The organism is Gammaproteobacteria bacterium (assembly GCA_029882975.1).
Classification (GTDB): Bacteria; Pseudomonadota; Gammaproteobacteria; order SZUA-152; family SZUA-152; genus JAJDNG01.
Genome location: JAOUJW010000017.1, coordinates 24860 through 51134, shown reverse-complemented (window position 1 = coordinate 51134; position 26275 = coordinate 24860). Strand labels below are relative to the sequence as shown.

Here is a 26275-nt window from a genome sequence, read left to right as displayed (position 1 = left end):
TGTACTGGCGACGAATGTGTCTACGCTGTCGTTGGAAATGATGGTAAGCAGTCTTTACACCTCAATCACTGTTGCGATTGAATCACTGTAATGGGATCGGTGAATAATCTTGAATTCGGTATCAGTATCTTTTTCCCCTCGCAATTTAATTCGGTGTATCTCAGGTCAATAGACATGACATTGCCCTCATACCCGGAGACACTGATGGTATCTCCTATGTAAAAGGGTCGATACAACAGAATAAGAATGCCGGAAAGCAAATTTGATATGGTATCTTTTAAGGCAAAGCCCAGTGCAAAGCCGGTCAGCCCCAGTCCTGCAACAATTGCCGACACATTAATACCCAAAGTACCCAGTGCCGTAACAAAACCTATTATGACAACGGTGATGCCGCTAACGCGAGCCAGAAATGCTGCCAAATGTCGATCAAAATCAATACGTTCAGAGCCTTTGTTAATAGCAGTTTTAATAAATTTTGAGATCACAAAAAAGATAAGAACGACCGCGACGGCACCACCCATTCTTGGAACCCATAGCGTAGCTTGGTCAAGTAACGTTTGCAGTACTTTATCCAAAAAATATCTCCTTGGTGAATTGGTAACGATATTAGTTTAACGAAAAACAGGGATAAGAAAAACCATGCCGAGAACAGCCATGCCGAGAACAACCATACTAAGAACAACCAAGGAAGCTCATTGTGATCCCGGTTTTGCTTTGACACAAAGGGTGAATGGGTAGTATATTTTCATCGTATCCTGCAAGTGCAGAGAATTATGAATCCAGCCCAGATCCTGACAGAATGTTCTAAAAACAGACAAGGGCAAACGAGGCACCTCATGCAAATTGTTCCTTTCCTAGTGGTTAGCCACAAAAGTCCGTTTTGTAATGCTCTGCGGTTTGTATGTGTGGTGTCGCTGCTTTTGATACTAAGTGCTTGTGGCGGTTCGGATGATAAATCGCCCAATCCGCAATCCCTTACCGCCCATAACCTGGGTGGACTCAGCGTTAACGAAGATGAGTCACTGCTCATCACTTTGACCGGAACTGACCCAGACGATCTGCCCCTGACATTCGCTGTAACAACTGATGTGAAAAACGGCAGTTTGCTGTGCGATGTGGCCGGTGCCTGCACCTATACGCCCAATGACAACTACTATGGTCCTGACGCATTTACTTTTACTGCAAGCAACGGCAGCGAGACCTCACAGACGGCCATGGTCAGTATTACGGTGAACCCCGTCAACGATATTCCCACGGCCGGCGCAGGAACGGATCAGGCCCTGATAGGGGGCGAAACATTCGTGTTGGACGGCAGCGCCAGCTACGATGTAGACAATGATAGTCTAAGCTATGATTGGTTGCAGATTGGTGGTGCACCTGTGGTTCTGCAAGACGAAAACACTGCTGCACCTCGCTTTCTGGTGCCCAATAGTAACGATACCTTGGTGTTTAGGCTCATTGTGAATGACGGTATATCCGACTCTCTACCGGCAACAGTTACGTTGAGCAGCAATGCCTATACGGGAACCACCAATCGGCGTCTGGTAGAGAATCCATTCTGGGTGTCCGACAAGAGTTGCAGTTTTTCAAGTGGTGTGGTCGTCTCGGGCAATTACGCTTATTTGGTCTGTAACACAATCAACACAACCGGCCTATATATCTTTGATATCAGCAATCCAGTCGGCCCAAGGGCAGTGGGATTTTACAACACTCCCGGCGGCGCGAACCGTGTCGCGGTTGTTGGCTCCTATGCTTACGTGGCCGACACCGGCGCCGGTCTTCAAATAATTGATGTGAGTGACCCTGCGTTGCCCACCTTGACCGGAAGCTACGATACTCCGGGTTCGGCGGTGTCAGTGTCGATAGCGGGTGATTACGCCTACGTGGCTGATGGTAGCAGCGGTTTGCAAATTATCAATATAAGTACTCCCGCGACACCCAGCCTTGCGGGCAGTGTTGATACTACCGGTCATGCTTATGATGTTACCGTCAGTGGCAATTACGCTTACCTTGCCGACGGCAGTGTCAGTCTTGTTGTTGTTTCTGTTGCAGATCCCACCGCTCCGGTAATACAAGGCAGTTACAATACATCGGGCACCGCAACGGGGATAGCAGTGGCAGGCAATCATGCTTATGTGGCCAGCGCATCCGGCTTGGTGGTTGTCAATGTTTCCAACCCTACTGTCCCAACGCACACCAGGACTTTTACTGCAGCCGGGGATTTGAACGATCTTACCTTGGTTGACGACAAGGCCTATGCGGTAAGTTTCAACCGGTTGCAAATTATCGATCTTACTGATCCGGGTAATCCGGTACTGCAGGGGTCTTATGACACCGGGTCATTTTCACGCGATGTGGCAGTGGCGGGAAACCGTGCTTACGTTACAACGGGACCCTATGGCGGGTTGCGTATCATCGACATTACCGAACCCGACCTGCCCAGCTATGTAGGGCAGTACACCCAGGTGCAAAATGCCACTGATGTGGTGGTGACCGATTCTCTTGCCTATTTGAGTGGAGGCGATTCAGGATTGCATCTGGTCGACATTAGCAACCCCAGCATTCCACAGTGGGCGGGCAACCATACCGTTTCGGGATATGCCTGGGGAGTGGCGCATGCCAGCCAACACGCTTATGTTACAGACGGATATGGTCTTAAGGTTGTGGACGTCAGTGATGCGAACCTTCCAACAGAAGCAGGTTTGTACAACAGCTTGGGTTTTGCGACCCGCGTTACATTGGCCGGCAACCATGCCTACATGGTCGACGGAATCTATACCGGGGAGCTTGCTGACGGCTTGCATATGATAGACATTTCCAATCCCAACTCGCCGCAATTGACGGCATCTTACAGGGTCGCGGGTTACGCTACGGATGTGGCGGTACAGGGAGAATACGCTTATCTCGCGGTTAGTAACTATGACCGGGGAGTGCACATTATCAACGTTGCCGATCCACAGAATCCAAGCTTTGTTGCTAAAATTGCAACGACGGCAACTGGCTTGGTCCGCGGGGTGGCGGTTTCGGGCTCCCACGTGTATGTGGCCGATGGGTCCAGTGGTTTATTGGTTGTTGACGTGAGTACCCCTGAAACGCCCAATACTCTGAGCACGTTTGATACCACGGGTTCTGCCTACGGGGTGACAGTGCAGTACGGCGAAGTTTATCTGGCTACTTCAGGGGCAGTATTTTCCTTTGATGTTACCGACCCTACGCTACCGAGTCTTATAGGTGCTTACGGCGTAGTGTGTACTGCAAGAAGCGTGAGCCTCACGAATGAACATGCGTACGCTGCCTGTGACACCGGAGGGCTGCAAGTCCTGCCACGAAAAGCCACTTTATCACAGTCGTATACCACTGCATCCGCGGGAGGTCAGAGTTTGACCTATCTGGTGACCTGGCCGGAAGCGACTGTGGCTCAGGAGCAGCGGGTGAAATGCTGGGTTACCGGAGGCAGCTGTTCGGTTGGGGCGGTGGACAATATGCTAAACCTAACCGCTGTTACCTGGATTCCGCCCACATCAGCGGGACATCACGAAATCAGGGTAGCGGTTGGCAACGAGCACTACTTCATCACGCAGAGAGACCGCGTGATGTTTGAGTAGGGCGTCATCGGCAGTAAACTGACCGGATACCACTATATCGGCTCGGTCTCCAGTGTGGATGGAGTACTTTTGGGAGAAGTCCTTTCCCCCTGATTTTTTGGTGGCGGTGGAGGTGGGTTTTTACCGGCTCGCGTCAAGGTGGGCGGCCTATAGTCGCTGCTGGACTGCCAGCGCTGCCACACGGACGGATCAATTGTTACATTGATAGCTGGGTTACCTTTGTAATCCTTATCATAGAGTCGATAGTGGCGGCCGTCGCCTTTATGAAACCAGCCGCGAAGTAGTTTATATGCTCCGCCCAGAAATTCTTTGAAAGAGTCTTTCGGGGGTGTTTTGCAAGCATCAGGTGCGGGGCAGCATTGATTAATTTTTAAACCGGCCGCTATTGCTTTTTCTTGAAGCCAGGCCAGTGGAATCTCGCATAAGGGTTCATCCCCGTAACCGCCGCCGACATTGGCGTGGGCGCCAATGAACCAACGTTGTTCTACTTCCAGTTGAGTCGGTTTTTGTTTTCCGTCTTTGTTGGTCCAGGGGGCTATATCGTAGGCTTCGCGATGTTCGTCCAGCGCCATGGCGTGATAGGCGCGTTCGACGATTTTGGACAATTGGGTGTCGTACCAGGAGAATATACCGCGTTCGGAAAGAAACGTACCGGGTACCCCTACGGCGCCTACCGTGTCCCAGACGCCTATGAAATGTATTTTAACTTCCTGGCTGTAGTCGTTGCGGAATTGTTTGCATGTGTCGTCATCCGGTTTGGCCGATTTGTCACGGTAGATTTTTTTAGCCTTTTCCAGTAAATCTTCAGTAACGATATGCAGAAGACCGCATTTTCGAATCATGCCCACCATGCTGCGTGCGGTGTAAGCACCACGACTGAAACCAAATACCCAGATTTCATCGCCGTCCCGGTAGCGGCGGGCCAGCCATTCGTAACCCTGTAATAGATTTTTATCCAGACCGTACCCAAAAACACCACCGCGAAACCGTGTTGTGCGTGAGGTGCCGACACCGGGGTCGTAAAAAAAACGTTGAGCAATGTCGCCATCGAAGTCCTGCAAACATCGCGACATTCGGTATACGTTGGTTCGGTCTTCCGGGTCGTTCCAGGTGCCATCGAATAATACTATAAGACGCTGTTTGAGGTTTGACGTGGGTGACATGACAGCCTCCAGTAAACGGCGATGAGTAATGATGAGTAATTATGGTTCAATGTTAGTAGAATACAACTTACAAGGAGTTTAATTATTCTTTAAACTATTTATAACATTATTTTATGCAAAACATATACCGATGTTAAAACTTAAACCCTTTCAGCTTGTCCTTCAGTTTATCCTTTACTTCCTGTTTTTTGGTATCCGTGGCAGATTTGAGTTCCGTCTTCAGCATTTTTTCCAGCCTATTAATTCGTTGCTCCAGGGAGTTTTCCTTGTCAGTGAGGAAGGCTAGATGTTCTTTGCTCGGATCTGCCATAGATGTAATCTTGTCATTCAACCGTGCCTTAAATTTGGCTTCCAATTCGTTTTGGGCTGATTTCAATTGTCCTGAAACAGCTTCTTTTAATTGTTGATCCAGATCGGAGCGTAAAGAAAGCTTTGGTGAGCTTAATGTACCCTGAAGTTTTCCAAGCAGATCAAACTGGCGGATGGATGTTATGGATTTGGCGATACGGCCGGTCATGCCTTCGGTTGCTGTACTGCTCCAGTTGGCGTTGTTAAACTTAGCATCCACATTCGCAGTGAGCACCTTGCCCTTGAGTTCAATATTGCCGGTAAAGTCGGATAGCGCACTGCTTAGGGTAAGCGGTAAACTGCTGCTTTTGGAAATGGAAACATCTGACATTTTATAACCGGAAAGAGACCAGGTAATGGTGTCTTTTGTCGCATGAGGTTTGACGTGGTCGAATACTCCGTCGATTTTGACGCTGCCGGCATTCTTCAAATTGCTACCCGAGGTGTGTAAGCGCATGGGACGGCCAAGAATATGGGGTTGATTGGTGGCGTCATTCACCTCAAGATCAATATTGCCTGCGGGTATCTCCAGGCTCAGCTTTGCCTTGCGTATGAGAAAGTCCGGCAGGGGATTGGCTGTGGCAAACTTAATGTAGCGGCCGGTTCCGCGAGGTGGAGGCAAGGACTTTGGAGTATTGTTACCGTCATCACCGGGCAACAGGCTTTGGGCCTGTTGGGCCCATGCCAATAAGCGCGTTAGCCACAATTGGGCACTTTCGCCAAACAACAGGCCGGTTATATTGTTTGCGCCGGATGCATCGAGTCCATAACGAGATTTAATCTTATCCCAGTCTTCAGTGGGCGAATTTTTCAGCGCTTCGTATTGTTGTTTAAGTTCTCCTTTGGCATTTTTCAGCTGTTGACGCACTTTTTTCAGAGTATCACGGTCAGAGCGAATGTCGTTCTTTACGGTGTTTAATTCCTGTTTTCTTGTTTTTAATTCTTCAACGGACTTTACTTTTGCTTCGCTCAGCTCTTTAATGCGTTTCTCATGCTGTTTTAGTTTGGCCTCATCCGGTAACGCCGCCAGGTTTTTGTCAAAATCCGTACGTTCGGTTTTGATGTGATCATCAAGAGCCTTGATATTGTCCAAGGTGGAAATGGACTCTTTGGCGAGGATTTCATCGATGCTGGGTAATGAATCTTTTTCTGTGGACGAGTCCTGCTTTGATCTCTGTGTAGACGGTTGTTCAGATTGGGTTTCGGTTCTGGATTTTTGTATGGCACCGGATTTCTGTCGCACGGTATCCAAGCGTATCCCGGTTGCCGACATTTCTTTGATAATCACCAGTCCCATAAGCAAGGGCTCTAACTCCAGTGAGCCGACAAGTTGATCGAATTGAATCATGTTTTGCATGGGCTGTTTCGGGTTGGTGACCTGCAGGTTTTGTAGACGGAAACCCAGTGGTGAAAAAGTCAGATTTGCACTTGCCAGTTCTACGCGAGCGCCAACCGCTTTTGTACCGACCGATTCGATGGATGCTTTTACTAACCAGTCGGCCAATAGCCACCAAACCAGTCCAATGGCAGTGATGACTACCAAGAAAACCATCGCGCCGGCGGGGCGTATTATCTTAAGCATCAATCACCCCCTGATACTGCATTGTAGGTGCGATACAGGCGACTGGCCTTTAAGAGCTGAGAGAGTTTTGATTTCGCTACCCAGCCTAATATATGTTGACGGTAGTTTCTGATGAGAAAGTTACTGACAAAGACCATGGGTACAGCAATCACAACTGCGCAAACCAGACTGCCTAAAGTCAAGGTGTTGTTAAAATGCGTAATACGCCATACAGGCTGGTTATACATACCGGTCCATATAGATTTTAATTCTGGGGAGGATAGTAGGGTCGCGCCCAGCTGTTCCATAGCGGGATCAGCCAAATAGGCGATTCCGGAGAAGAATGCCCACGATAGTAAGAAGGCGGAAAAGTTTACTCTGAAAAGAAAAACCAGGAATAGCAGCAGCAAATTATGCAGGCTCCAGAGCGGCGTCAGACCAACAATGAATCCTGCAGCGAAACCCAGACTAATTTGAGAGGGGCTAACCTCGGCGTTTAATACTTTAATAAGCTTCGCTATCGTGTCCAGCATAGACAATACCTTGTAAATACTAAGGAGAAATTAGAGTAACTCTATAAATGCTAAAGATTTTTATAGACTTCTATGGAGGTTATTCTATGCAAAGTAAAGACAAGACTTTCTTATTTTTCAAGGACACGGGTTGAGTTAATTGCTTTAGTGTCCGTTAAACCGTGGAGCTAAACTCAGCTCCCGGTTTTTATTCCTGGGTTTCTAACTGTGGTAGGTCAATATGTGTGCGTTATGGCCAGTTGTGATTGTTTTGAGTTTTGCTAAATAGTATTTGTGTGCCGACTACTTTTTCTTGCGCGAGGTGTAAACGGAGTAGCAGTTGGCGGCCCGCATATTAAGTTTATCAACCACGCATTCAACGTACTGGGTGACATCATGGAAACTTCCCAGTTGATAGCCCCTAATCTTGGAATTACCTTCGCTAATAACATAACTGCACCATTCACCGTCCTGAACACCCTCGGGTGGGGGAGATTTTTGCACGCTTTCCACGCGGTATTTGGGCAGAGTCGTACCTGGTTTTATGTTCATGTGTCAGCTCGCTTTGAAATTATAATGAATGAAACCGTATTGTTTGATTGCGCTCGGTGGGATGTGCGAAACAGCAGACGCGTTCGTGATATTAAGGTTTTTGCCATTTGTGGATCAGGGTAACCGCTTTCTCTAACATGCATCTGAGATCAGTCCAGTAGGAAACGGTTTACGTCTTATCGTGAAGGGTGCCCGGTAGGGAGGCACCGATAGATGATCGCCGTATTTTTAAATACTATCCGCTCAGTATATCACAACTTCGAGCGGAAGTACGGGGTAATGCTACATCAGAGATTTGGCGACGTGGTCATTTATGGGTTTCCTTGAACTTTAAACAATTTCAAAGACCTGGCAGCAATTTAGGGTAACCGGTACTCAATAGTATATGGATTGGAGGATTTTCGAAAATCGATCTTTAAAACCCGGAACATTATATTATTAATCAACTCTTACTGGGTTGTAACACAGGAACGAGCAGCATGGCAGAATTGTCAGCAATAAAGAGCATATTTAACAGGAGAAACCTTTATGACAAGTAGGGCAAGTTTGATGGGAACTGCATTTGTATTGCTTGCTGATTTAGTACAGCCCTTACGCATGCCTCTTTGGCGATGGTGGTATAACAGGCTGGCGAAAAAATATACTTCTGAAGATTTGCTGTTCATGAATTATGGATATGCTGATCCGGTCGCCACCGGCTCACCTCTAAAACTCAAAGAACAGGATGAACCTTATCGCTATCCGATACAGTTATACGAGTATGTGACTAACCGAGTGGATCTACAAAATAAAGACGTTTTAGAAGTAGGGTGTGGCCGTGGCGGCGGTATGAAGCACTTGGCCGGAGCTTATCCGCTACATAAAATCACCGGAGTGGATTTATCCAAGATTGCCGTTGCTTGGTGTCGACAACATCATCGTTTGCCCAATGCGGAGTTCTTACAAGGCAGAGCAGAGGATTTACCATTAAACGATCATTCTGTGGATTTGGTGATAAACGTCGAATCATCACACTGCTATGCGGACATGTCAAAATTCGTTAACGAAGTTTTTCGTGTACTACGACCCGATGGTATTTTTACGTTTTGTGATCTACGCACACCGGGTGGTGTTGATGAAGTGAAGAGTCTGTTTCAAAAGGCCGGTTTTGACATCATTTACGAAGAACAAATCAACCAGCAAGTGGTACGTGCTTTAGATCTTGTGTATGAGCAGCGAAAAAGGGAGTTGCAATACGCGGTTCCTAAAATCTGGCGCAAGGTAATGCGGGATTTTGCGGCTCTAAAAGGTTCTTCCGTTTACAACAAATTTAGGCAAGGGGAATTGCAGTATGTGCACTATCTTATGCAGAAACGATAGCACGGGAGCCGGACCCGGACCCGGACCGTATCGAAATGCGGTCCAGGGTTTGCGGCGAAAGGGTTTAACGTAAAATTTCATTTTGTACTGACGCTGAAACTGCAATACTGCACCATTTGTTAGATCATTGATCCCATCTCTGGTCGCAGCATCACTTTGCCCGGTCTCCGGTTACCAGTACATTAGAGTCAGCAACCCTTGTGCCCGCCAAACCGCTGAGTGCTGAGGAGTTTTCCCGATAGTAGTTGTGCCATTCGGCTGAATTTTATACGTATGGTGTTCGCGAAACCGGCTGGGCTTGTTGCCGATAAGGACAGATAAGTAGGTCTTACAGACAGCCTGGAAAATTTGGTGGTCGTTCTGAAATGACAAATATGACCGTCTGTAGTCTTGCTAGTGTAGGGTTGAGGCAATCCTATGAGAATTATCAAATACTCTAAATTTAATGGCAATGATGTTTGGCCAATAGAAATTAGCAAACAAAAAAGTATCGCCGTACATTTGTTTCCGACCCTGAAAAATCTTCAGGTAAGTTTGCGGAAAATAAGAAAAAACTGACTCTCCCGATCTTTCGGGATAGGTTTTCAGTTGAATCCATCCTACTTCAAAGGTGGATTGTCTCTTCCATGTGTAATCCAAGGCACAATTTCCTAAAGCGAATTCTCAAAACGCCGACAACATACAAAATCCATCAGGTATTTCCAGTCTTGTTTAGCTGCTAAAGACCTGATTTAGACGCTTTGAGCGCCATATTTTAAGTAAAATACTGTTGGGATAGACCATGAGAAGACTAATCTTCCCTCGCGATAGGTCACTAATCTATTGGGGTCCTCTGGCCGTATTTTGGCTGGTTTGGCTGGCTATATTAGGTTTTGATAATATTGTGCCGGTGTTCGAGACCTACTGGCGTAGTAGTGTGACCATGATTGCCGGTTCGTTCGTTGCCGGCGCTACCCCCCTGGGCGGCGGTGCTGTCGCATTTCCCGTGCTAACGAAAGTACTGCATGTCGATAGCCTTGATGCCAGTATATTCAGCTTGTTTATTCAATCTGTCGGTATGACTTTCGCGACACTGTATTTTATCAGTCGCAAAATCAATATTGATTGGCACGTGATTAAATACGCCAGTATTGGAAGTTTTTTGTCTCTGCCTTTTGGGTTGGCTTTCGTTGCCCTGGACAATACCACGATTCGTTTCATTTTTTCCGAATTTATAATTTTCTGTGCTTTTATGATTTTGTGGGATCGTCGTCATTCCAAAGAAAAAAATGATATTTCTGTGTACTGGCCAATTGCTTTCGGATTTGCCGGAGGGCTACTGACCGCCAAGATCGGATCGGGTTGCGATGCTATCTTGTATTTCTATTTGGTTTTTGTTTGCCGTGGCTGTATACGACGCAGTATCCCCACCACTGTGTGCTTTATGGCAATCAATTCGATCTACGCCAGCGCCTGGCTGCTGATGATGATAGAGCCCAGCGATTTTGTTGTGGGCAGTTGGTGGTCTTCAGCGCCGGTGGTTTCCTTGGGTGCTCCGCTTGGTGCGTTTGTATTATCCAAACTCAAAATGGGGCAAACCATTTCATTGGTTGTGACTATTATTTGTCTTGAGGTAGCCACCACCTTAATGTTCGTTCCTTTCTCACTTTTCGATAAAGTCACTATCTTAATCACAGTGGGAATATTGTCGCTTTATACTCGTTGGGATCTAACCAGGGCAAAACGCGTTGGTCTCATGAGTGGGCAACCGTAAAGCCTACGCTACTAAGTGCATATCTCTGCGGTAAAGGGTTTAACCTAATTTGTCCAGGTGCTTCAGGTTAGTGCTTATACACAAACCTTGTTCCTTGTTGTTATACTCCAGGAGCCTCTGATTAACTCCGTGACTGGCATTTATGACGGAAAAACCAATTGCTTCGTGGCAATTTTTCCCTCATCTCTGCTCATCAATCAGAGGTTCCCTAATTTCTATGCAATAAAAGTACGAATTAGTACGATCAAAACTATAAGTATAATTATGCCAAGAAATTTTGATGCGAATCCTCTTTTCCCCACTGTCCATTTCGCAGGTAATAGAATTTTCCAAACGTAGTAACCCAAAAATGGGGCACTGTATTAATAAACCAAAGACGTTATTGGTCTTGACGTTCAAGTGTTTCCGACAAATGTTTCATATCTTCCAAAGGGTCAAACAGTGAGCTTTTATGATTTCCAGAGTTAAATGCGGAACCTCTCCTGAGTGGTTTTTATCGGACACCCAGTTTGAGAGATCCAAACGTTTTTCCCTTTTTATCTCTTGTTTTAATGCGGGTATGAATTTTTTAGAAACATAGTATTCTCCACATATAGAACAAATATAGTGCACTTCACTCGATATTTTCGAAACAATTTGTTGTGATTGCTCACAGCATACGGCACAAATGTCGAGTTGATAGTTCTTAAACAGCATTTCGCAAATTTCTTAAACGAGTTCCCTAAACTATGTTAATGGGAAGTTCATTTATTGCAGGATGGCCTGTTAGAAAATTATGGCCAGGCAGAAAAAATATTATTGTACTTGATATAAATTAGCAACGCGTTGATGATTCTTCAGTAAAGGCCGGTCAAACTATCATTCTCGAATATTTAACCCGAAAAAACAAAGGCTTGTAAGTCAATCGGAGTTGGACAAAGCTCATGCTGAGTGTAGTGACAGCTTTAAAACCCGGGTCGCTGTAACTGAAAATCTTGCATAAAAACATAATCAATTTATTGAGCCGGCCCAAATCGGCCTTGACATAAGTTTGAGATTTTACTAAATTCAGTAATAACAGAAATTACAGAAGTGTCAACATGCAGCTAACCTCCGTAATGGAAAAATTTATTGTGCACTGGGGCGAGATGGGGACCCGCTGGGGGGTCAATCGCACGGTGGCGCAGATCCACGCGTTGCTATACCTGTCGTCACAACCGCTTAACGCAGAGGAGATCAGCGAAACTTTGGGAGTGGCACGTTCAAATGTAAGCACCAGTCTTAAGGAGTTGATGTCCTGGCGGCTGGTTAAAGTGAATCACGTGCTGGGTGATCGACGGGATCATTTTGAATCTTCCAAGGATCTATGGGAGATTTTCAATTGTGTCGTGGAAGAACGGAAAAAACGCGAAATCGATCCCACTCTGACCATCCTGCGTCAATGCGAGTTGGAAGCGGCGAATGACAAAACCACTCCGGAGGAAATCAAACAACGTATTAAAAATATGACTGAGTTTTTAGAGACCTTAACAGATTGGTATGAGCAAATGAGCCATATTCCCAAAACCTCGGTCATGAAGTTGCTAAAGCTGGGCAGCAAGGTCACCAAGTTGCTTGGAAAATGAGGGTATCGTTTATGATGCACAAAGTGCCCGGATGGGCTTTTTTTAAAAACTTAAAATTCAGTAATTACAGAAATTACAAAAACCAAGAACAGAACGCGATATCAGCCGGTCCTAACCGCAATGTTGTTCTGTATGACCATGAATGCCCCCTGTGTCGACGGGAAATGCTGCGCTTGAAATCCCTGGATAAGGATGGTCGGCTCGAGCTAATCAATATCAATGGCCCGAGTTTTCGTGAGAAAGATTGGGGGGTATCACATGCTCAAGTGTCCGAAGCAATGCATGTGCTCACCGGGGAGGGGATCTGGCTGGTGGGAATGCCGGCGATACGTTACGTATACGCTCAAGTTGGCCACGGTTGGTATATGGTGCCCAGTGGCTGGCCGGTGTTGTCTCGCTTAGCAGATTTGGCTTATGGTGCGATTGCTAAGAACCGCTACTTTGTCTCGAAGTGGTTGGGATTTAGAACCAAGCAGTCCCACTATATAGACACTCAATGTCCAACTGATCAATGCACTGATTTTGCTCAATTGACTAATCATCAAGCTCCCAAGTCTTCGGCTCAAGACAGCTTCAAACGTAATGAAGGTACAAAGAGATGAAGATCTTATTAACAGGAAGCAGCGGTTTTATCGGCCGGCAGGTATCAACGGCATTAGAAGCAGACGGCCACGAAGTGGTGGGTGTCAACAGGGCGGACGGCTGCGATTTTAACCACATGCTAAAGGCGAGTGATTGGTTGCCTTTTCTTCAATCCATAGATGTGGTGATTAACTGCGTTGGCATAATTGTAGAAACCGAGTATCAACGTTTTGATCGACTGCATAACCTGGCACCATCGGCCTTGTTCTGCGCCTGTGACAAAGTCGGTATCGCACGAGTGATACAAGTGTCGGCATTGGGCGCAGATGATCAGGCGTTCACAGAATACCAGTTAAGTAAAAAAGCGGCTGATGATGTCTTGCGTCAGCTATCCTGTGACTGGTTTATTCTAAGACCCTCCTTGGTTTACGGTGAAGCAGGGCGGAGTACGCGGTTTTTTAACAGGCTCGCAAGATTTCCCGTGTTGCCTTTGCTCGATGGTGGTCAACAACAAGTGCAGCCGGTACATATCGATGATTTGGTTTGCGCCATACAAGCGTGCCTTACCGCAGAACCGGCGCGACGCACCATCGATATTGTCGGGCCACAGGTATTTTCGTTCGCGGCGTGGATACAACAACTACGGCAACACCTGGGTAAAACGCCGGCATTTATTGTACCTATACCATTCCTGTTCATGCTGCCGGTTGCGTATCTCATACATCATGTATTGCCACTGTTTCATCCGGACAATTTGCGCATGCTGCAACAGGGTAATACCGCCAGCTCGGTGGCAATGACTCAGCTCATTGGGAGGTGTCCGCGTGACATACCTTAGTTTGAAAGCGATTCATCTGTTGAGTATGGTGTTACTTTTTGGGACCGGTCTGGGTAGTGCCTGGTACAAATGGATGGCCGATCGCAGCGGTAATGTTCACCACATTGCTGAAACCAATCGTTGCGTGGTCATTGCCGATTGGGTCTTTACCACACCTACTGTTATCCTCCAACCGCTAACGGGGATGGGAATGGTGATGTTAATGGATCTTCCCCTTAATACTCCCTGGGTACTGTGGAGCTTGGTTTTGTATATGATCGCGGGGGCTTGTTGGTTACCCGTGGTGTGGTTGCAGATCAAAATGAAACGGCTTGCTTTATTAAGTCGTAACAACAACACCTCCTTACCCGACCAGTATTGGGTGTATGCAAGATGGTGGTTCTATTTGGGGGTTCCGGCATTTACGGCCATGGTCCTCATCGTTTGTTTGATGGTCTTTAAGGTGAATGGTTAAGGTGAGTTATGAGCAAAGGTATAAACAGCCACAATATCATGCGGCTTGCACTGGGAGAACAATGGCAAGCATTGCCGGTAGCGCTACAGGCGCATTATCAGGATGAGGATAACAGGGATATCGGCGAACTGACTATAGAGTACCCGGCGTGGATGCAGCTATTTTTGAACCTATTACATATTATGGGGGCGCTATTGAATCGCAACGTGCGTCACGTTCCCACGGTTGTGCACAAAACCATGGACGGTGAGCGACAGATTTGGCAAAGAACCATCACTTTGGATGAGAACAAAAACGTTTATTTTAAAAGCCACTGGGTATATGCCGGACAAAACAAACTGGTGGAATATGTAAACCCAATGCTGGGTTTATGCATGTCGGTGAATGTAGTAGGGGAATGCTTGCACTACACCGGCGAGTATTATGTTTTGAGACTCGGAAAATTGTGTATTCCCATACCGGAATGGCTCATGCTCGGACACACCACTATTGTGGAGCAACAATCCGCTGATAGTCGATTCAAAATGGACTTCAAATTGCAACATCCACTGTTTGGACAGGTATATCGCTATAGTGGCGAATTTACGACGGTCAGAATTTAGTATTGGGAATTAGTCATGACACAACAAACGAAACTACAGTTTAGCGTCAATCAAAAAATATTGATGAGTGTCATACTATTATCCGCGTTAACCGGTGTTGTTATTAATATGATGCGGCACCGAGGCATAGATGGGTCCGCATTGTTATATGTTGGTATTCCTACAATTATCGCGCTGGTGTTTGCTACAACATCGTCTGCTAAATCCGCCGTGGGGTCAACACTGAAAGCCATTACCTTTGTCATTCTCATATCGGGACCGTTACTGCAGGAAGGCTTTATCTGTATGTTAATGGCGGCTCCTATATTTTATGTCGTTGGTGCTTTGGCTGCCTGGCCATTTGATCATTACCGCAAAAAGAAGGCACGCGAGGAGGATGCGTCTAAACTCAATGTGGCTGTTTTACCGGTATTATTCCTAATTATGTCCATGGAAGGGGTTACCGATATGACCACCTTCAATCGCTACAATGTGGTAGAACGCAGCGAAATTATTGGCCGCAGCGTGAGTGACATAAAGCAAACACTGGCGTCAAAGAGAAAAGTACCGTCACCCGATGCGTTGTTTGGAAAACTGTTTCCGCGACCGGATTGGGTTAATGCGCAAGGATTGTCGGTGGGTGATAAGCACTGGGTGGATATCAGTTATTTTAAATGGGTTTATTGGAATGAAAAGCGGGGGTCCACCTATTTTGAAGTCACCGAACATACGCCTGGGTCTGTTGAATTTAAACCCTATTCTGACGACGGTTACATGAGGTCTTACTTAGATTGGGGTAAGAGTACGGTTTTTTTTGAGCCGGTGGCGCACCATCGTACCAAGGTTACATGGCGAATTGAGTTTACCCGGAAACTGGATCCCATTTGGTATGTTCAACCTCTACAACGCTATTCAGTGGGTATATTGGCAGAAACTCTGATCAATACTTTACGATGATTATTCGAAGCCTTTTGTTGCTGCTACCCATGGGTTTGTGGGCCTGGTATATCATTCAACCAGGTCGCAACAGCCGGGAAATTACAGCGACTTTTCTTGGATTTGTGTGGGCCTTTTTTTCCACTCTGATGCTTAGCAGTATGCTCGTTGTTTTGGGCGCGTTACATTTCTCGGTCAATGACAGTCTGTTTTACGGAGTCCCCTTGGAATGGGTTTTTGCACAAGCCACGATGGTGGGCGCGTTGGTGCCATTGTTCAGAGTGTTGGCATGGGGAGTAGGGGGCAGGGTTTTAGTACAATTCTTCCTAATAACGCTGCTTACTGTGGCAAATTTGGTGGACTATACCCCGCATCAGCTTGTATTAATTATTTTGGGCATGGGTGTATTGGTGGCAATCCCTGCATTGTTGCTATCCGATTGGACCGCATTGGATACCAATATAGGTAAACGTTCTTTTCTACAATCTTTAGCCTGGGCGGCCTTGTTGCTCTGGTTTTTTCCTTCCGTCATATTTCAATTAAGCGGAAGCGATTGGTCCGGTCTGCTGGAGAAGGATGTAATAACGATGGGGCTGAACTGTATTCCCTTGGTATTACCGGCATATTTTTTGATCAGCGCATTATATGAATTTGCCACCAAGGGGGGCGGGACCGCATTTCCTTATGACCCTCCCAAGCGTTTGGTCACCACAGGGGTGTACAAAATAATTTCCAACCCTATGCAAGTGGGTATTACTTTGTCGATGGGCTGGTGGGGTGTTGTGATACAAAGTCTGTGGGTGAGTATTTCAGCAATTATTGCTGTGATATTGTTTGTGGTGTTTAAAGACGTTTGTAATGGCAGTTGTGCCATTGGTCAAAATAATCGTGAATGGCTTAGGTATCAACAAACCGTTCCTAAGTGGTTGCCGCGATTGCGATGGAAGAACTTTTTAGGCATCAAGCAGACTCGTTGAATTTATGGCCGGCTTCTATTATCCGCAAGCCCGGCAGTACACAAATGTTTGGCCGGTGAAAAATGCCAGCGGGTCGATTGTTTTTACAAAGTTGAGTAATTGTTGATCTATGTTCGTTCAAGATTTCGCTTTTTTCTCCTTCGTGCGATCTCAGTTGTAATGCATGCCAACAGCAGAACATTGATTACGCCACCGCCGCCGCCACCGGTAGGCGGCCGGGTTGTCCAGCGTAGTGTTTGAGCGTTACCAAGAGACGCGGTATTAATGCTGTAAGTCGTGGCGTTTGTTGCAGTGGTTTGTATGCCTATGGTAGCGGAAGCACCATAATCTGCATTGCCGTCACCGAATTGGATATCAGCGTAATTCATGAGTATGTCTGCACTGTTTTCAAAGAATACGAGTTGGAATGTAATGTCACCGCCATATTCAAAATGGGTTACATTTTGCCATTCCACGATCACCTCACGATTGGGTGGAGTACCGGCGACTGCATACACCACATGACTGTGATTGGCTACGACAAGGTCATCCCAAAAGGGGGCTACAATAGCATGCAAGTTAAAGAAGTCGCTATACAAGCCTGTGGGTAATAATGTGTTGGAAATGGATGGAATTCGATCTATGGAACGACTCTGATTGGAAAGAGCGATATAGCCTGAGTCACTAATGCCGATGGCATCGAATCGGCTTTGGGTTTCTGCAAACGGGATAGGGAAGGGTAGGTCCACTTGCGTAATGCGTCCGGTTTCCATGATCACGGCAGTGGCTGTATCTTGAATATCACGCCAATCGAAGCTTGCTTTGGATACGCTATAGTTTTTAAGCCGATTGACAGTCACTGTGCTGCTATCCGGAAAATTAAGGCTGAGCGATTGTTGTTTGAAGCGATTCATATTCAATTGCGCGGAATATATGCCATCTCCCGCTGTGTGGTCCACACCGGCTCCGTTATCCAACAAGACAATGGTGTCATTGGTTTCTTCAACGACTATGCCGGGGTTTCCTGCGGGGTCGCCACAGTTGATATGTAATACCGATAGAGTGATCCACTCGCTGCTACCCACTTCTATGCTGTTTGTTTTAGGCGAAAGTCGCTTATTCACAGTTTGGTTGTTACAAGTGAGGGCGCCGGTGCCGTCGGTATCCGCCGCTCGAATACGTCTGCCGGATATGGTGCGGTGTTGCATTGCCGCAGTGGGTGTGCCGGAGGATAGGATCAGATTTTTAATTTGCTTCCAATCCAGTTGGCTGTCATAGGATTTCAGTAAGGCGGCCAAACCGGTAACGTGTGGAGCAGCCATCGAGGTACCGCTGAAAGTCGCATAACGATTCGAAGCGGTTATGTTTGCGGGTAAGGTACCAATGCCGATGTCATCCAGGTAGACTCCGTCATTTACGATGGAACTGTCAGTCGATAAGCGAAAACGAAATTGAAACTGACTGGAGTAGTACCCGGTAGGGATGGCATAATAGTAAAACTCAAAACCGTTATTTTTTCCTGTTAAGGCTCCCAGTGTTACCCAAAGCCCATTGACATTAGCCTCGATAAATAATTTGTCCCAGCCGGTTTCTATCGCGTAGCTTGCATAAAAACCCAAGTACAAGGGTTCTGTAACATTAGCGAGATCTATGACCGGCGAGGTTAAAGACACTTCTGTGTCATTCTCATAGCTCCCGTTTGGACTATCGGTCCAGGATGCAGTAATACTGTGATATTGGTTAGTGGTGGTACTCCAAGGCGGCGTGGCGTTCCATTGAGTAACATTGCCTTCCATATCATCGTAGAAAATATTGGAGAATGGATTCGTGATCTCAAATTCCCAGCCGGGTACGCTGCTGGTAATTCGGTGTCCCGGTGCACCCACGTGGACGGAATGACTTCCGTAACTGGAGAAAGACGCAAGCCCATCGGTATCGGTGGTGGCTGCTACCGAAATCACGTTGGGTAGCTGATAATTTGCCGGATAATCATCCCACACATCGTTACTTATGGAGTTATTGCCTGCAGAGGCAATAAACAGGATGCCCGCTTCCGCCTGGCGATTGATAGCATCTTCCAAGGCTTTGGATTTGGTGCCTACCCAGCCCCAGGAATTGTTGGAGGCCACAATATTGATGCCGCGGCGTTTAAGATTGTAAATGTAATCCAGGCAGGCAATGGCATCCGAAACCACGCCTTTAAGGGTGGCATTGGATAGGTCAAATATCTGGCAGGTAATGACTTTGGTGTTCCAGCTAACACCGGCAACGCCCACACCATTATCACCCTGGGCAGCGATGCTACCTGCTACGTGCGTTCCATGGTTAATGGCATCGATAGGGGGGCGAGTGGGGTCAATCATATTTACCCCAAAAATATCGTCCACGTAGCCGTTGCCGTCGTCGTCAATATTATTATCAGGAATTTCGTTGGGATTTCGCCAAATGTTGTTGATCAAATCTTCATGGGTGGGGTCTATTCCCGAATCAATGATCGCTACAACCACATCGGCGCTGCCTTGGGATAAGTCCCAGGCTTGCTCGGCATTAATGTCGGCACCGCCGGGGTTGTTCATGGCCCAAAGTTCATTAAATCGAGCGTCGTTAGGGGTGTAGTCCATTGTCAGTTCATAGTTGGGCTCGGCGTAGGCCACAGCGGGGTCGTTTTGTAAACGTGTCAATGTTTCCCAGAATTCTTTGGATGGGTCGACTTTTACCAGTTGCAAACCTTTAACCGACGTAAACTGCTTGATGGTTTTTGCTGATTTTCGTAATGTGTTCTGTAATGTTCTTTGCGCGACCTGGGAGGTAACATGGCTTTTGAATTTGACGAGAATTTCGCCGGCCACCGGTGAGATAGTCGGTGCGGCGGCGGCGCTTGGTTTAGCATCGGATGTGGCTACACCGTGTTGTACATTGATTGATAAACTTGGGCTTGCAGCGTAAGTGGAATTCAATGCGAAAGCCAGTGTGGTGATGAAGACCGCGGATCCAACAGCGGATTTGCCAAGCATGAGAATTTCCTTAAATCTACATCTGCGTTTTGTGAGGAAAATTCAGTGTAAAGTATTCGAGAGCCGAATCCTATCGCCCAAAATACCTAATCATTTGGACTGCATAAATAATCGGAAAATGCCTACAGGGCGGCGAGGGAAAAGGGATGATTAGGCAAGGAGAAGCGCTCCTTGCCTAATCTGCTTAGCTCAAAGGCGCTTGAACCATCCCGGTACCCACGTCTTCTTCTTCCGTGTTAACCGCCAGTTCAGCTCTACTACCACTGGCGATCAGTTGCGCTTGTAGGGTTCGGTTTTCCACCCGGCCACTGATTTCTTTTTGCCGCTGTGCCCATAAAGCAGCAACGCCGGCTACGTGGGGGGTAGCCATACTGGTGCCGCTCAAATTGCGCAACTTTCCGCCAGGTATAGCGGATAGGACTTTTACTCCGGGGCCGGATATATCCACTTGATTGTTGGAAAAATCGGCCACAGTAAATCCATTATTGGTTTGTCCCAGAGCGCCGACGGAGATCACACCGCTACCGGCCGCGGGTGGGCCAACGGCGATTTCGTATTCAGGACGTGCACTTTCGTTTCCGGATGCGGCAACGAGGATGGCGCCCTCGCCAAAGAGTCCTTGGACTCGAACAAATTCGGCCAGGTTACCAAATAGATTGATGTTGGCTCGGTAGGATTCCAGGGCAATAGATGTGGCTGGTTTTATGTCATAGCCGCTGTGTTTGACCAGGTTATCTACATATCCTGGAAAGTCGATGCCCAGCGACATGGATACCACATGTGCGCCTTCGCTAACAGCCCATTGGATGGCTTGAGCGATGGCAGCGGAAGATCCGCCGTCTTCCCCCAGGACTTTACCAATGATAGCGCGCTTCACATTACGAGCAACACCGATGCGAGTACCGTTAACATCCTGGCCAAAAATGGTTCCGGCACAATGGGTACCGTGACCGTTTTTGTCGTCGTCCTCTTCAGATGTAAAATTACGCCGCACCAGCTCAAGGTTAGAAAAGGCGGGGTGGTTAGGATCTATACCGGTATCCAAGACCGCGACCGAAATATTACTGCCGTCAAAAGGCGACTGGAGTGCTTTTACCGCCTCTAAACCCCAAGGGGTTTTGACCGGGGACTCGGGTTCTGCATCAGACACCGGGCTAATGAGTTTCATGGGCATAGGGGGGGCAATGGCACGGGTTCTGGGGTCGCGGCGCAAGTCATGGCGCTCGCGGGTAGAGAGTTCCACCTCTTCCACTTCCAGGGATTCCAGGGCGGTGAGTGCCGCATGAGCACTCGAGGTTCCGATGGTATCCAGGGTGGGTACCATAGCCCCGCTGGTTCTTAGTACAACATACTTGTTAATCGACATTACTTCTCCTTGTTTCAGAATCATTCTCGTCGTCACAAAATGAAACTACATAATAATCCACAGGATCATTGTTCCATAATAACAGCTCTTGCATTACGGATGATGGCGGATTAGATGCTAACATAAATTGAGAGCCAAAAAAGAAGGTTTGAGAGTTGAGGAAGCTTAGTAAACTTTGTGAGTTAAGATGGTGTAGAAAGTATGGAGCGTATGGAGCGTATGAAGAGTGGGGGAAGTGTAGAGGGTGGGGAAAGAAGTGTAGAGGGTGGGGAAAGTGTAGGGAGTGGTAATTCAGCAGAGAGCGAGGGAAAGACAAACAGATTATTTAATAGTCAAAAATTTTTACCACCCCCGTTTCCAACGAGTATTCAGCGCCGACGATAGTCAACTTACCTTGTTGGACCAAATTCTCCAGAATAACCGATCCGTGTTGCAGTTGGTTGACGGATGCCCGAATATTAGCTCGTACCGCCAATTGAACCAGTTTCTCCGGTGTGGTTGCGACATCCACCAAAGTTTCGATGGAGGGGCGGATGCGATTGACTATGGAGGCAAGATTGGCTGACCTAAGTTCTTGGGGTTGATCCAACTGTTCCAGCGTCGCCTGAATGGCTCCGCAAAGTGTGTGTCCCAAGACCACTACTAATTGTGTGCCGAAGCATTCCACTGCAAACTCGACACTGCCCACTTGGGAAGGTGCGACGATATTTCCGGCCACTCGGATGACAAATAAATCGCCCAAACCTTGATCAAAGACCAGTTCCGCCGGTACGCGAGAATCGGAGCAACCCAATATTACGGCAAAGGGATTCTGGCCGGCGACGAGTTCGGTGCGGTGCTTTTCATGCATAGCCCGCTCTTGATTGCCCGTGACAAAGCGCTGGTTCCCTTCGCGTAGGCGTTGAATCGCTTCTTCTGCGGATATCATGAGTCTTTTTTGTTGAATTTGTGTTGAATAAGCAACTGTTTCGAATCTAATATGGATAGTATTGCTTGACCGAAGCCGCTATTCTACCATTATGCTTGAAAATTTTGCCAATCTTTCTGTTCCCGTACTGGGATTTGTGGGATTCAGCGGTAGTGGAAAAACCACATTATTAACCAATATAATTCCCGTTTTATCGCAACGGGGAATTGCCGTCGCGGTACTTAAACATGCCCACCATCAGTTTGATGTAGACAAACCGGGAAAGGATAGTTACGAAATTCGCAAAACCGGTGCACAGCAGGTTTTGGTGGCATCACGTAAGCGTTGGGCTTTGATGGTAGAAAATCCGGTTCGCCAGGAAGAACCCAATCTGGAGTATCTGCTCCGACAGTTGGATTGTAGTACGGTGGATTTAGTTTTGGTCGAAGGATTTAAAACCGAGTCCCATGAGAAAATCGAAGTGCATCGACAAGAATCCGAGCAGGAATTTTTGTATCTCTCGGACCCTAATATAATCGCGATTGCCACGGATGTACCAAGCATGGACGTGGACTTGCCATTACTTGATATCAATGATCCCGGCGCCATCTGCAATTTTATTGAATCCCACACCGGGATAGTGCAAAAGTAAGATATATCCCTTTGTCATGCCTGCTTCAAACTGTAGGGCGAAAGCCGACCGGGATTTGGCGGAGCCTGTTATACCAGACCTTCGAAGGGTTCTACATCTACCGGATCACCGGGTTCCACAGTGCCTTGAGATTGGGGTAATACGATAAAGCAATTGGCCCGGCTCATAGAACTTAATACGCCGGAGCCTTGCTTGCCGCTGCTGCGAACAATGGTTTCACCGAGCTCATTACTTTCCAAAACACCCCGATAGAATTCCACCCGTCCCGGTTTTTTCTTTAAACGGGAAGCGCAGGGTACTTTAAACCGAATGGCGGGGTTCGCTTTCAGGCCCGCAAGGGTCAGCAGTGCGGGTCGTACGAGTTGGTAAAACGTGACCATTACAGCGACCGGATTTCCCGGGAGTCCGAAAAACGGCTTCCCGTTGATTGTGCCAAAGGCAAGGGGGCGGCCCGGTTTGATGGCGATTTTCCAAAAATCCACAGCACCGATTTCGTCGAGTACATCTTTGATATAATCCGCATCGCCTACTGACACCCCCCCACTGCTTATAATCACATCCGCATGTCGGCTAGCGTGCTCTAAAGCAGCTCTAAGAGCGCTTGGATTGTCTTTGATGACGCCCAAGTCCTGCAAGTCCAGTCCCAAACGAGTCAACATGCCATAGAGGGTATATCGATTGCTGTCGTGTATTTCACCAGGTCCCAACCGGGTGCCCACCGGTCTAAGTTCATCTCCGGTGGAAAAAAAAGCCACCTTCGGTTTTCGAGTAACTTCTATATGCGTTGTACCCAAAGATGCCAGCAAACCCAATTCTGTCGCAGTGATGGGAGTACCCGCTTGAATGGCAATATCATTTTTCGCCAAATCTTCACCGGCATAGCGAACATTTTCGCCGCATTGGTGTCCTGCTCCTACTGTGACCACATTGTCTACGCATTGCGTTAACTCCTGCGGAATCACCGTATCACAACCGGATGGTATTGCTGCACCTGTCATTATACGAACACAGTTTCCCGGTTTTACGGTGTCGGGGTAGGGCTTTCCCGCCAAGGCGGTACCGGCAATGAGAAATTGTCTTTGGTCGCGTTGCGACAGAGCGGCACCGTTTAGCGCAAATCCATCCATGGCAGAATTGGTATGGGCCGGAACATCAAACATTGCTTTGACATCATGAGCCAGGGTGTATCCTAAAGCCTCACGTATTGGCAGTAACAGTGTGTTGTGGATAAAAGTGTTAAGGAAGCAAGAACGAGCAATGGTTTGTATTCTTTCCTGCGCCTGTGACAAAGATAAAGAGGGGTCGATGCTATCGGAGCAACAGGATGCGATGCTGCGTTTCTTGCTGGAAACATTCTCAACGATGTCATCACTCATTCAGTTTGAATCCCCCATAGGATCTAACACGGTTTCAAGCGTGGCTTTCCCGTTGCTCGAGCAATGCTTCCATATCACATTGATCTTCTTCGGTATTAATGTTGATGAATACTTGGGTAGCCTTGGAAAAGTCCGCCAGAACGGTATTTTTTTGAGCATACCAGGTATCAATTTTGCGTCCACCGGCTTCCAGGTATTGAAGCAAGTCAGGCAGCAGGGAGCGTCGTAAGCAGGCAAACACCGGTTGCATGCGGTTGCCGTCATGAGCTACGGCTATCTCAGCCTCGTTGTGTTCCAGTGTATTGACCAGTTTAGAAACCAGGTCTTCCGGCAATAATGGTGAGTCACAGGGGAGGGTAACGACCAAGTCCGTTTTACTTGCCTGCAGCCCGCTGGCCATACCTACCAAGGGACCATAATAATCGCCTATGATATCTTCCACAACCTCGTAGCCGTACTGCCCATATTGCTCCAAATTCCGATTGGCGTTGATCAATAGGGTTTTCACTTGAGGCTGAACGGAATTCAGAACGTATTCGATCATGGCTGTTCCACGCAAGGGGATCAGACCTTTGTCCTGCCCCCCCATACGTCTGGCGCGGCCGCCTGCGAGGATAACTGCAGTGACTTTTTGTTTGGTTAGATTAACGGTTGTCATCTCTGTTTTGTCGGTATAAGCGGGTTTGGCCGGGTCTACTGCAAACCATCGCCTCATTTCAGCTGTCGTTTCCACAATGGTTTTTTCTTCCGGCGCAGCCGAAGGGTTTAGTGGGCCCGTGTATAGAAATGGTTCTACGATAGTATAGCGCTGTGGACCGGTTTTACATAGATGGCGATGGGTTTGACTGAACTGCCGGGCGAAGTGAGGTTCATGGCTGGTAACAATGGAACTGATTCCCTCAGCTTCAAGGCGCTTAATCAGTTGTATAGTCTGCTCTCTGGATTCCCGGTCCATATTGGCCATGGGCTCGTCCAAAAGCAAAAGTTTGGGGGCGAGAATTCGCGCTCTGCTGAGAGCCACGCGTTGCTTTTCTCCGCCGGAAAGGCTTTGTGCGTTTCTTTGCGCCAAGTGTGACAAACCCGCCCAGTTAAGGGCCTGCTGCACCTGTTCATCGATTTGGGTTTTGTTCAAAGCGGTAAAACGAAGGCCATATGCGACGTTTTCCCAGACACTGCGGTCAAACATATACGGGTGTTGATGCAAATACACGGTATGACGAAGCAGCGTCGGTCTCAGTGAATGCCAGTCCTGAGATACGCCATGGTAGTGGAACATTGCTTGGTCCGGTGCTTCCAGACCGGCCAGTATTTTTAATAAAGTGGTTTTACCGGCGCCATTGCGACCGCTTAGCACCATGCAGGTATTTTCCGGAATCTTGAAACCTGTTATATCCAGGAGTCTGTGGCGGCTTCTGGTTTTAAGCAGATGTTCAATGTGAATTAAGGCTGTCACTGCGGGGTTCCGCCTTTTTCTTGAAAGAAGCTCAAAAAAATATTTAACAGCAGCGCGGCTAGCAATAATACCAAGCCCAGCGCAATTCCCTGGGCAAAAGCACCTTTACTGGTTTCCAGAGCAATGGCTGTGGGTATATTGCGAGTATAGTTGGCAATATTACCTCCGACCATCATAGAGCTGCCTACTTCAGCGATCACTCGGCCGAAACCGGCCAGGATAGCTGCCAGAAGACCAAACCGGACTTCATACATTAACGTTAACATGGCTTGCCAAGGTTTGGCGCCAAGTGTTCTGGCACTTTCCCATACGCGTTGATCTGCGGCTTTAAATGCCGAATGACTGACAGCCACTAGTAGGGGAAAACAAAGAATGAACTGCCCTATAATCATGGCGGTTTGCGTAAATAATAATTTCCAATCACCCAATGGGCCGTTGCGGGACAACAGCATGTACACCGTCAATCCGACAATGACAGCAGGCAGTGCCAGCAAAGTGTTGAATAGTGAGATAAGAAATTTGCGCCCGGGGAAATGCAAATGGGATAGGGCAAATGCCACGCAGAGGGCGAACGGCGTGGCCATCAATATTGCGCGCAGGGAAACGCTGAATGAAATGGCTACTATAGTCCATAATTCGGTATCGCCGGTGAAAAGTAAAACTAAAGCGTTCCAGCTCGCTTCACGCAATGATTCCATGAAGC

22 protein-coding genes are annotated in these 26275 nt (G+C 47.5%); 11 read left to right on the top strand and 11 right to left on the bottom strand.

What is annotated here, in order from left to right; translation table 11 throughout:
- Positions 1 to 65: 65 nt before the first annotated feature.
- Positions 66 to 575 carry a mechanosensitive ion channel gene (locus OEY58_13425; GenBank protein MDH5326456.1) on the bottom strand — a complete coding sequence of 170 codons (510 nt, stop codon included), beginning with the start codon at positions 573 to 575 and terminating at the stop codon, positions 66 to 68.
- A 330-nt stretch (positions 576 to 905) separates the two neighbouring features.
- Here OEY58_13425 and OEY58_13420 point away from each other — a divergent pair, with 330 nt between their 5' ends.
- The gene (locus tag OEY58_13420) at positions 906 to 3605 is read left to right on the top strand and encodes an Ig-like domain-containing protein (GenBank protein MDH5326455.1); all 2700 of its coding nucleotides are present in this window, start codon (positions 906 to 908) and stop codon (positions 3603 to 3605) included.
- Positions 3606 to 3637: 32 nt separating this feature from the next.
- Here OEY58_13420 and OEY58_13415 read toward each other — a convergent pair whose 3' ends face one another.
- The 4 genes from OEY58_13415 to OEY58_13400 form a co-directional block, all read right to left on the bottom strand.
- On the bottom strand, positions 3638 to 4768 hold the full coding sequence (locus OEY58_13415) for a DUF2235 domain-containing protein (GenBank protein ID MDH5326454.1): 1131 nt from the start codon (positions 4766 to 4768) through the stop codon (positions 3638 to 3640).
- 133 nt (positions 4769 to 4901) lie between these two features.
- On the bottom strand, positions 4902 to 6698 hold the full coding sequence (locus OEY58_13410; GenBank protein ID MDH5326453.1) for a TIGR03545 family protein: 1797 nt from the start codon (positions 6696 to 6698) through the stop codon (positions 4902 to 4904).
- Positions 6698 to 7210 carry a TIGR03546 family protein gene (locus tag OEY58_13405; GenBank protein ID MDH5326452.1) on the bottom strand — a complete coding sequence of 171 codons (513 nt, stop codon included), beginning with the start codon at positions 7208 to 7210 and terminating at the stop codon, positions 6698 to 6700. The genes OEY58_13410 and OEY58_13405 overlap by 1 nt, the downstream gene beginning before the upstream one ends.
- Positions 7211 to 7492: 282 nt before the next feature.
- On the bottom strand, positions 7493 to 7741 hold the full coding sequence (locus tag OEY58_13400; protein MDH5326451.1) for a hypothetical protein: 249 nt from the start codon (positions 7739 to 7741) through the stop codon (positions 7493 to 7495).
- A gap of 528 nt (positions 7742 to 8269) precedes the next feature.
- On the opposite strand from OEY58_13400, the gene OEY58_13395 reads away from it, so the two are divergent.
- The 9 genes from OEY58_13395 to OEY58_13355 all read left to right on the top strand — a co-directional run bounded on the left by OEY58_13395 (position 8270) and on the right by OEY58_13355 (position 16825).
- Positions 8270 to 9100 carry a methyltransferase domain-containing protein gene (locus OEY58_13395; GenBank protein ID MDH5326450.1) on the top strand — a complete coding sequence of 277 codons (831 nt, stop codon included), beginning with the start codon at positions 8270 to 8272 and terminating at the stop codon, positions 9098 to 9100.
- A 781-nt stretch (positions 9101 to 9881) separates the two neighbouring features.
- Positions 9882 to 10853 (top strand): sulfite exporter TauE/SafE family protein, encoded by a 972-nt coding sequence (locus tag OEY58_13390; protein ID MDH5326449.1) that lies wholly within the window; start codon positions 9882 to 9884, stop codon positions 10851 to 10853.
- Between the two features lie 1079 nt (positions 10854 to 11932).
- A complete protein-coding gene (locus OEY58_13385; protein ID MDH5326448.1) occupies positions 11933 to 12457 on the top strand; it encodes a MarR family transcriptional regulator in 525 nt (174 codons plus the stop codon).
- Between the two features lie 11 nt (positions 12458 to 12468).
- A complete protein-coding gene (locus OEY58_13380) occupies positions 12469 to 13059 on the top strand; it encodes a DUF393 domain-containing protein (protein MDH5326447.1) in 591 nt (196 codons plus the stop codon).
- Positions 13056 to 13877: an NAD-dependent epimerase/dehydratase family protein gene (locus OEY58_13375; protein MDH5326446.1), complete on the top strand. Its 822-nt coding sequence runs from the start codon at positions 13056 to 13058 to the stop codon at positions 13875 to 13877. Before OEY58_13380 ends, OEY58_13375 begins: the two co-directional genes overlap by 4 nt.
- Complete coding sequence (locus OEY58_13370; protein ID MDH5326445.1) at positions 13864 to 14331, top strand: DUF2269 domain-containing protein; 468 nt, start codon at positions 13864 to 13866, stop codon at positions 14329 to 14331. Before OEY58_13375 ends, OEY58_13370 begins: the two co-directional genes overlap by 14 nt.
- Before the next feature lie 8 nt (positions 14332 to 14339).
- On the top strand, positions 14340 to 14933 hold the full coding sequence (locus OEY58_13365; protein ID MDH5326444.1) for a DUF4166 domain-containing protein: 594 nt from the start codon (positions 14340 to 14342) through the stop codon (positions 14931 to 14933).
- A gap of 15 nt (positions 14934 to 14948) precedes the next feature.
- Positions 14949 to 15869, top strand: coding sequence for a hypothetical protein (locus tag OEY58_13360; GenBank protein MDH5326443.1), 921 nt, complete (start codon positions 14949 to 14951; stop codon positions 15867 to 15869).
- Entirely contained in the window at positions 15866 to 16825 is a 960-nt protein-coding gene (locus tag OEY58_13355; GenBank protein ID MDH5326442.1) for a hypothetical protein, read from the top strand. Before OEY58_13360 ends, OEY58_13355 begins: the two co-directional genes overlap by 4 nt.
- 107 nt (positions 16826 to 16932) lie before the next feature.
- Here the strand turns inward: OEY58_13355 and OEY58_13350 are convergent, their stop codons facing one another.
- From OEY58_13350 to OEY58_13340, 3 genes are all read right to left on the bottom strand, one after another.
- Positions 16933 to 19818 carry a S8 family serine peptidase gene (locus tag OEY58_13350; protein ID MDH5326441.1) on the bottom strand — a complete coding sequence of 962 codons (2886 nt, stop codon included), beginning with the start codon at positions 19816 to 19818 and terminating at the stop codon, positions 16933 to 16935.
- 184 nt (positions 19819 to 20002) lie between these two features.
- Positions 20003 to 21184 carry a S8 family serine peptidase gene (locus OEY58_13345; protein ID MDH5326440.1) on the bottom strand — a complete coding sequence of 394 codons (1182 nt, stop codon included), beginning with the start codon at positions 21182 to 21184 and terminating at the stop codon, positions 20003 to 20005.
- Between the two features lie 325 nt (positions 21185 to 21509).
- Entirely contained in the window at positions 21510 to 22112 is a 603-nt protein-coding gene (locus OEY58_13340; protein MDH5326439.1) for a carbonic anhydrase, read from the bottom strand.
- A gap of 91 nt (positions 22113 to 22203) precedes the next feature.
- Here OEY58_13340 and mobB point away from each other — a divergent pair, with 91 nt between their 5' ends.
- Positions 22204 to 22743 carry a molybdopterin-guanine dinucleotide biosynthesis protein B gene (mobB, locus tag OEY58_13335; protein MDH5326438.1) on the top strand — a complete coding sequence of 180 codons (540 nt, stop codon included), beginning with the start codon at positions 22204 to 22206 and terminating at the stop codon, positions 22741 to 22743.
- Between the two features lie 68 nt (positions 22744 to 22811).
- Here mobB and OEY58_13330 read toward each other — a convergent pair whose 3' ends face one another.
- From OEY58_13330 to OEY58_13320, 3 genes are read right to left on the bottom strand one after another with little or no spacing between them, the layout of a single operon-like run.
- Positions 22812 to 24119: a molybdopterin molybdotransferase MoeA gene (locus OEY58_13330; protein MDH5326437.1), complete on the bottom strand. Its 1308-nt coding sequence runs from the start codon at positions 24117 to 24119 to the stop codon at positions 22812 to 22814.
- Positions 24120 to 24153: 34 nt separating this feature from the next.
- On the bottom strand, positions 24154 to 25572 hold the full coding sequence (mobA, locus tag OEY58_13325) for a molybdenum cofactor guanylyltransferase (GenBank protein MDH5326436.1): 1419 nt from the start codon (positions 25570 to 25572) through the stop codon (positions 24154 to 24156).
- Positions 25569 to 26270 carry an ABC transporter permease gene (locus OEY58_13320; protein ID MDH5326435.1) on the bottom strand — a complete coding sequence of 234 codons (702 nt, stop codon included), beginning with the start codon at positions 26268 to 26270 and terminating at the stop codon, positions 25569 to 25571. Before OEY58_13320 ends, mobA begins: the two co-directional genes overlap by 4 nt.
- Between the last annotated feature and the right edge of the window lie 5 nt (positions 26271 to 26275).

Bases quoted from the DNA above. Each gene is read 5' to 3' on its own strand.
- OEY58_13415 (MDH5326454.1), bottom strand. From the start codon at position 4,768: ATGTCACCCACGTCAAACCTCAAACAGCGTCTTATAGTATTATTCGAT.
- OEY58_13380 (MDH5326447.1), top strand. From the start codon at position 12,469: ATGATGCACAAAGTGCCCGGATGGGCTTTTTTTAAAAACTTAAAATTC.
- OEY58_13405 (MDH5326452.1), bottom strand. From the start codon at position 7,210: ATGCTGGACACGATAGCGAAGCTTATTAAAGTATTAAACGCCGAGGTT.
- OEY58_13330 (MDH5326437.1), bottom strand. From the start codon at position 24,119: ATGAGTGATGACATCGTTGAGAATGTTTCCAGCAAGAAACGCAGCATC.
- OEY58_13395 (MDH5326450.1), top strand. From the start codon at position 8,270: ATGACAAGTAGGGCAAGTTTGATGGGAACTGCATTTGTATTGCTTGCT.
- OEY58_13360 (MDH5326443.1), top strand. From the start codon at position 14,949: ATGACACAACAAACGAAACTACAGTTTAGCGTCAATCAAAAAATATTG.
- OEY58_13320 (MDH5326435.1), bottom strand. From the start codon at position 26,270: ATGGAATCATTGCGTGAAGCGAGCTGGAACGCTTTAGTTTTACTTTTC.
- OEY58_13375 (MDH5326446.1), top strand. From the start codon at position 13,056: ATGAAGATCTTATTAACAGGAAGCAGCGGTTTTATCGGCCGGCAGGTA.
- OEY58_13400 (MDH5326451.1), bottom strand. From the start codon at position 7,741: ATGAACATAAAACCAGGTACGACTCTGCCCAAATACCGCGTGGAAAGC.
- OEY58_13385 (MDH5326448.1), top strand. From the start codon at position 11,933: ATGCAGCTAACCTCCGTAATGGAAAAATTTATTGTGCACTGGGGCGAG.
- OEY58_13340 (MDH5326439.1), bottom strand. From the start codon at position 22,112: ATGATATCCGCAGAAGAAGCGATTCAACGCCTACGCGAAGGGAACCAG.
- OEY58_13350 (MDH5326441.1), bottom strand. From the start codon at position 19,818: ATGCTTGGCAAATCCGCTGTTGGATCCGCGGTCTTCATCACCACACTG.
- OEY58_13390 (MDH5326449.1), top strand. From the start codon at position 9,882: ATGAGAAGACTAATCTTCCCTCGCGATAGGTCACTAATCTATTGGGGT.
- mobB (MDH5326438.1), top strand. From the start codon at position 22,204: ATGCTTGAAAATTTTGCCAATCTTTCTGTTCCCGTACTGGGATTTGTG.
- OEY58_13410 (MDH5326453.1), bottom strand. From the start codon at position 6,698: ATGCTTAAGATAATACGCCCCGCCGGCGCGATGGTTTTCTTGGTAGTC.
- OEY58_13365 (MDH5326444.1), top strand. From the start codon at position 14,340: ATGAGCAAAGGTATAAACAGCCACAATATCATGCGGCTTGCACTGGGA.
- OEY58_13355 (MDH5326442.1), top strand. From the start codon at position 15,866: ATGATTATTCGAAGCCTTTTGTTGCTGCTACCCATGGGTTTGTGGGCC.
- OEY58_13345 (MDH5326440.1), bottom strand. From the start codon at position 21,184: ATGTCGATTAACAAGTATGTTGTACTAAGAACCAGCGGGGCTATGGTA.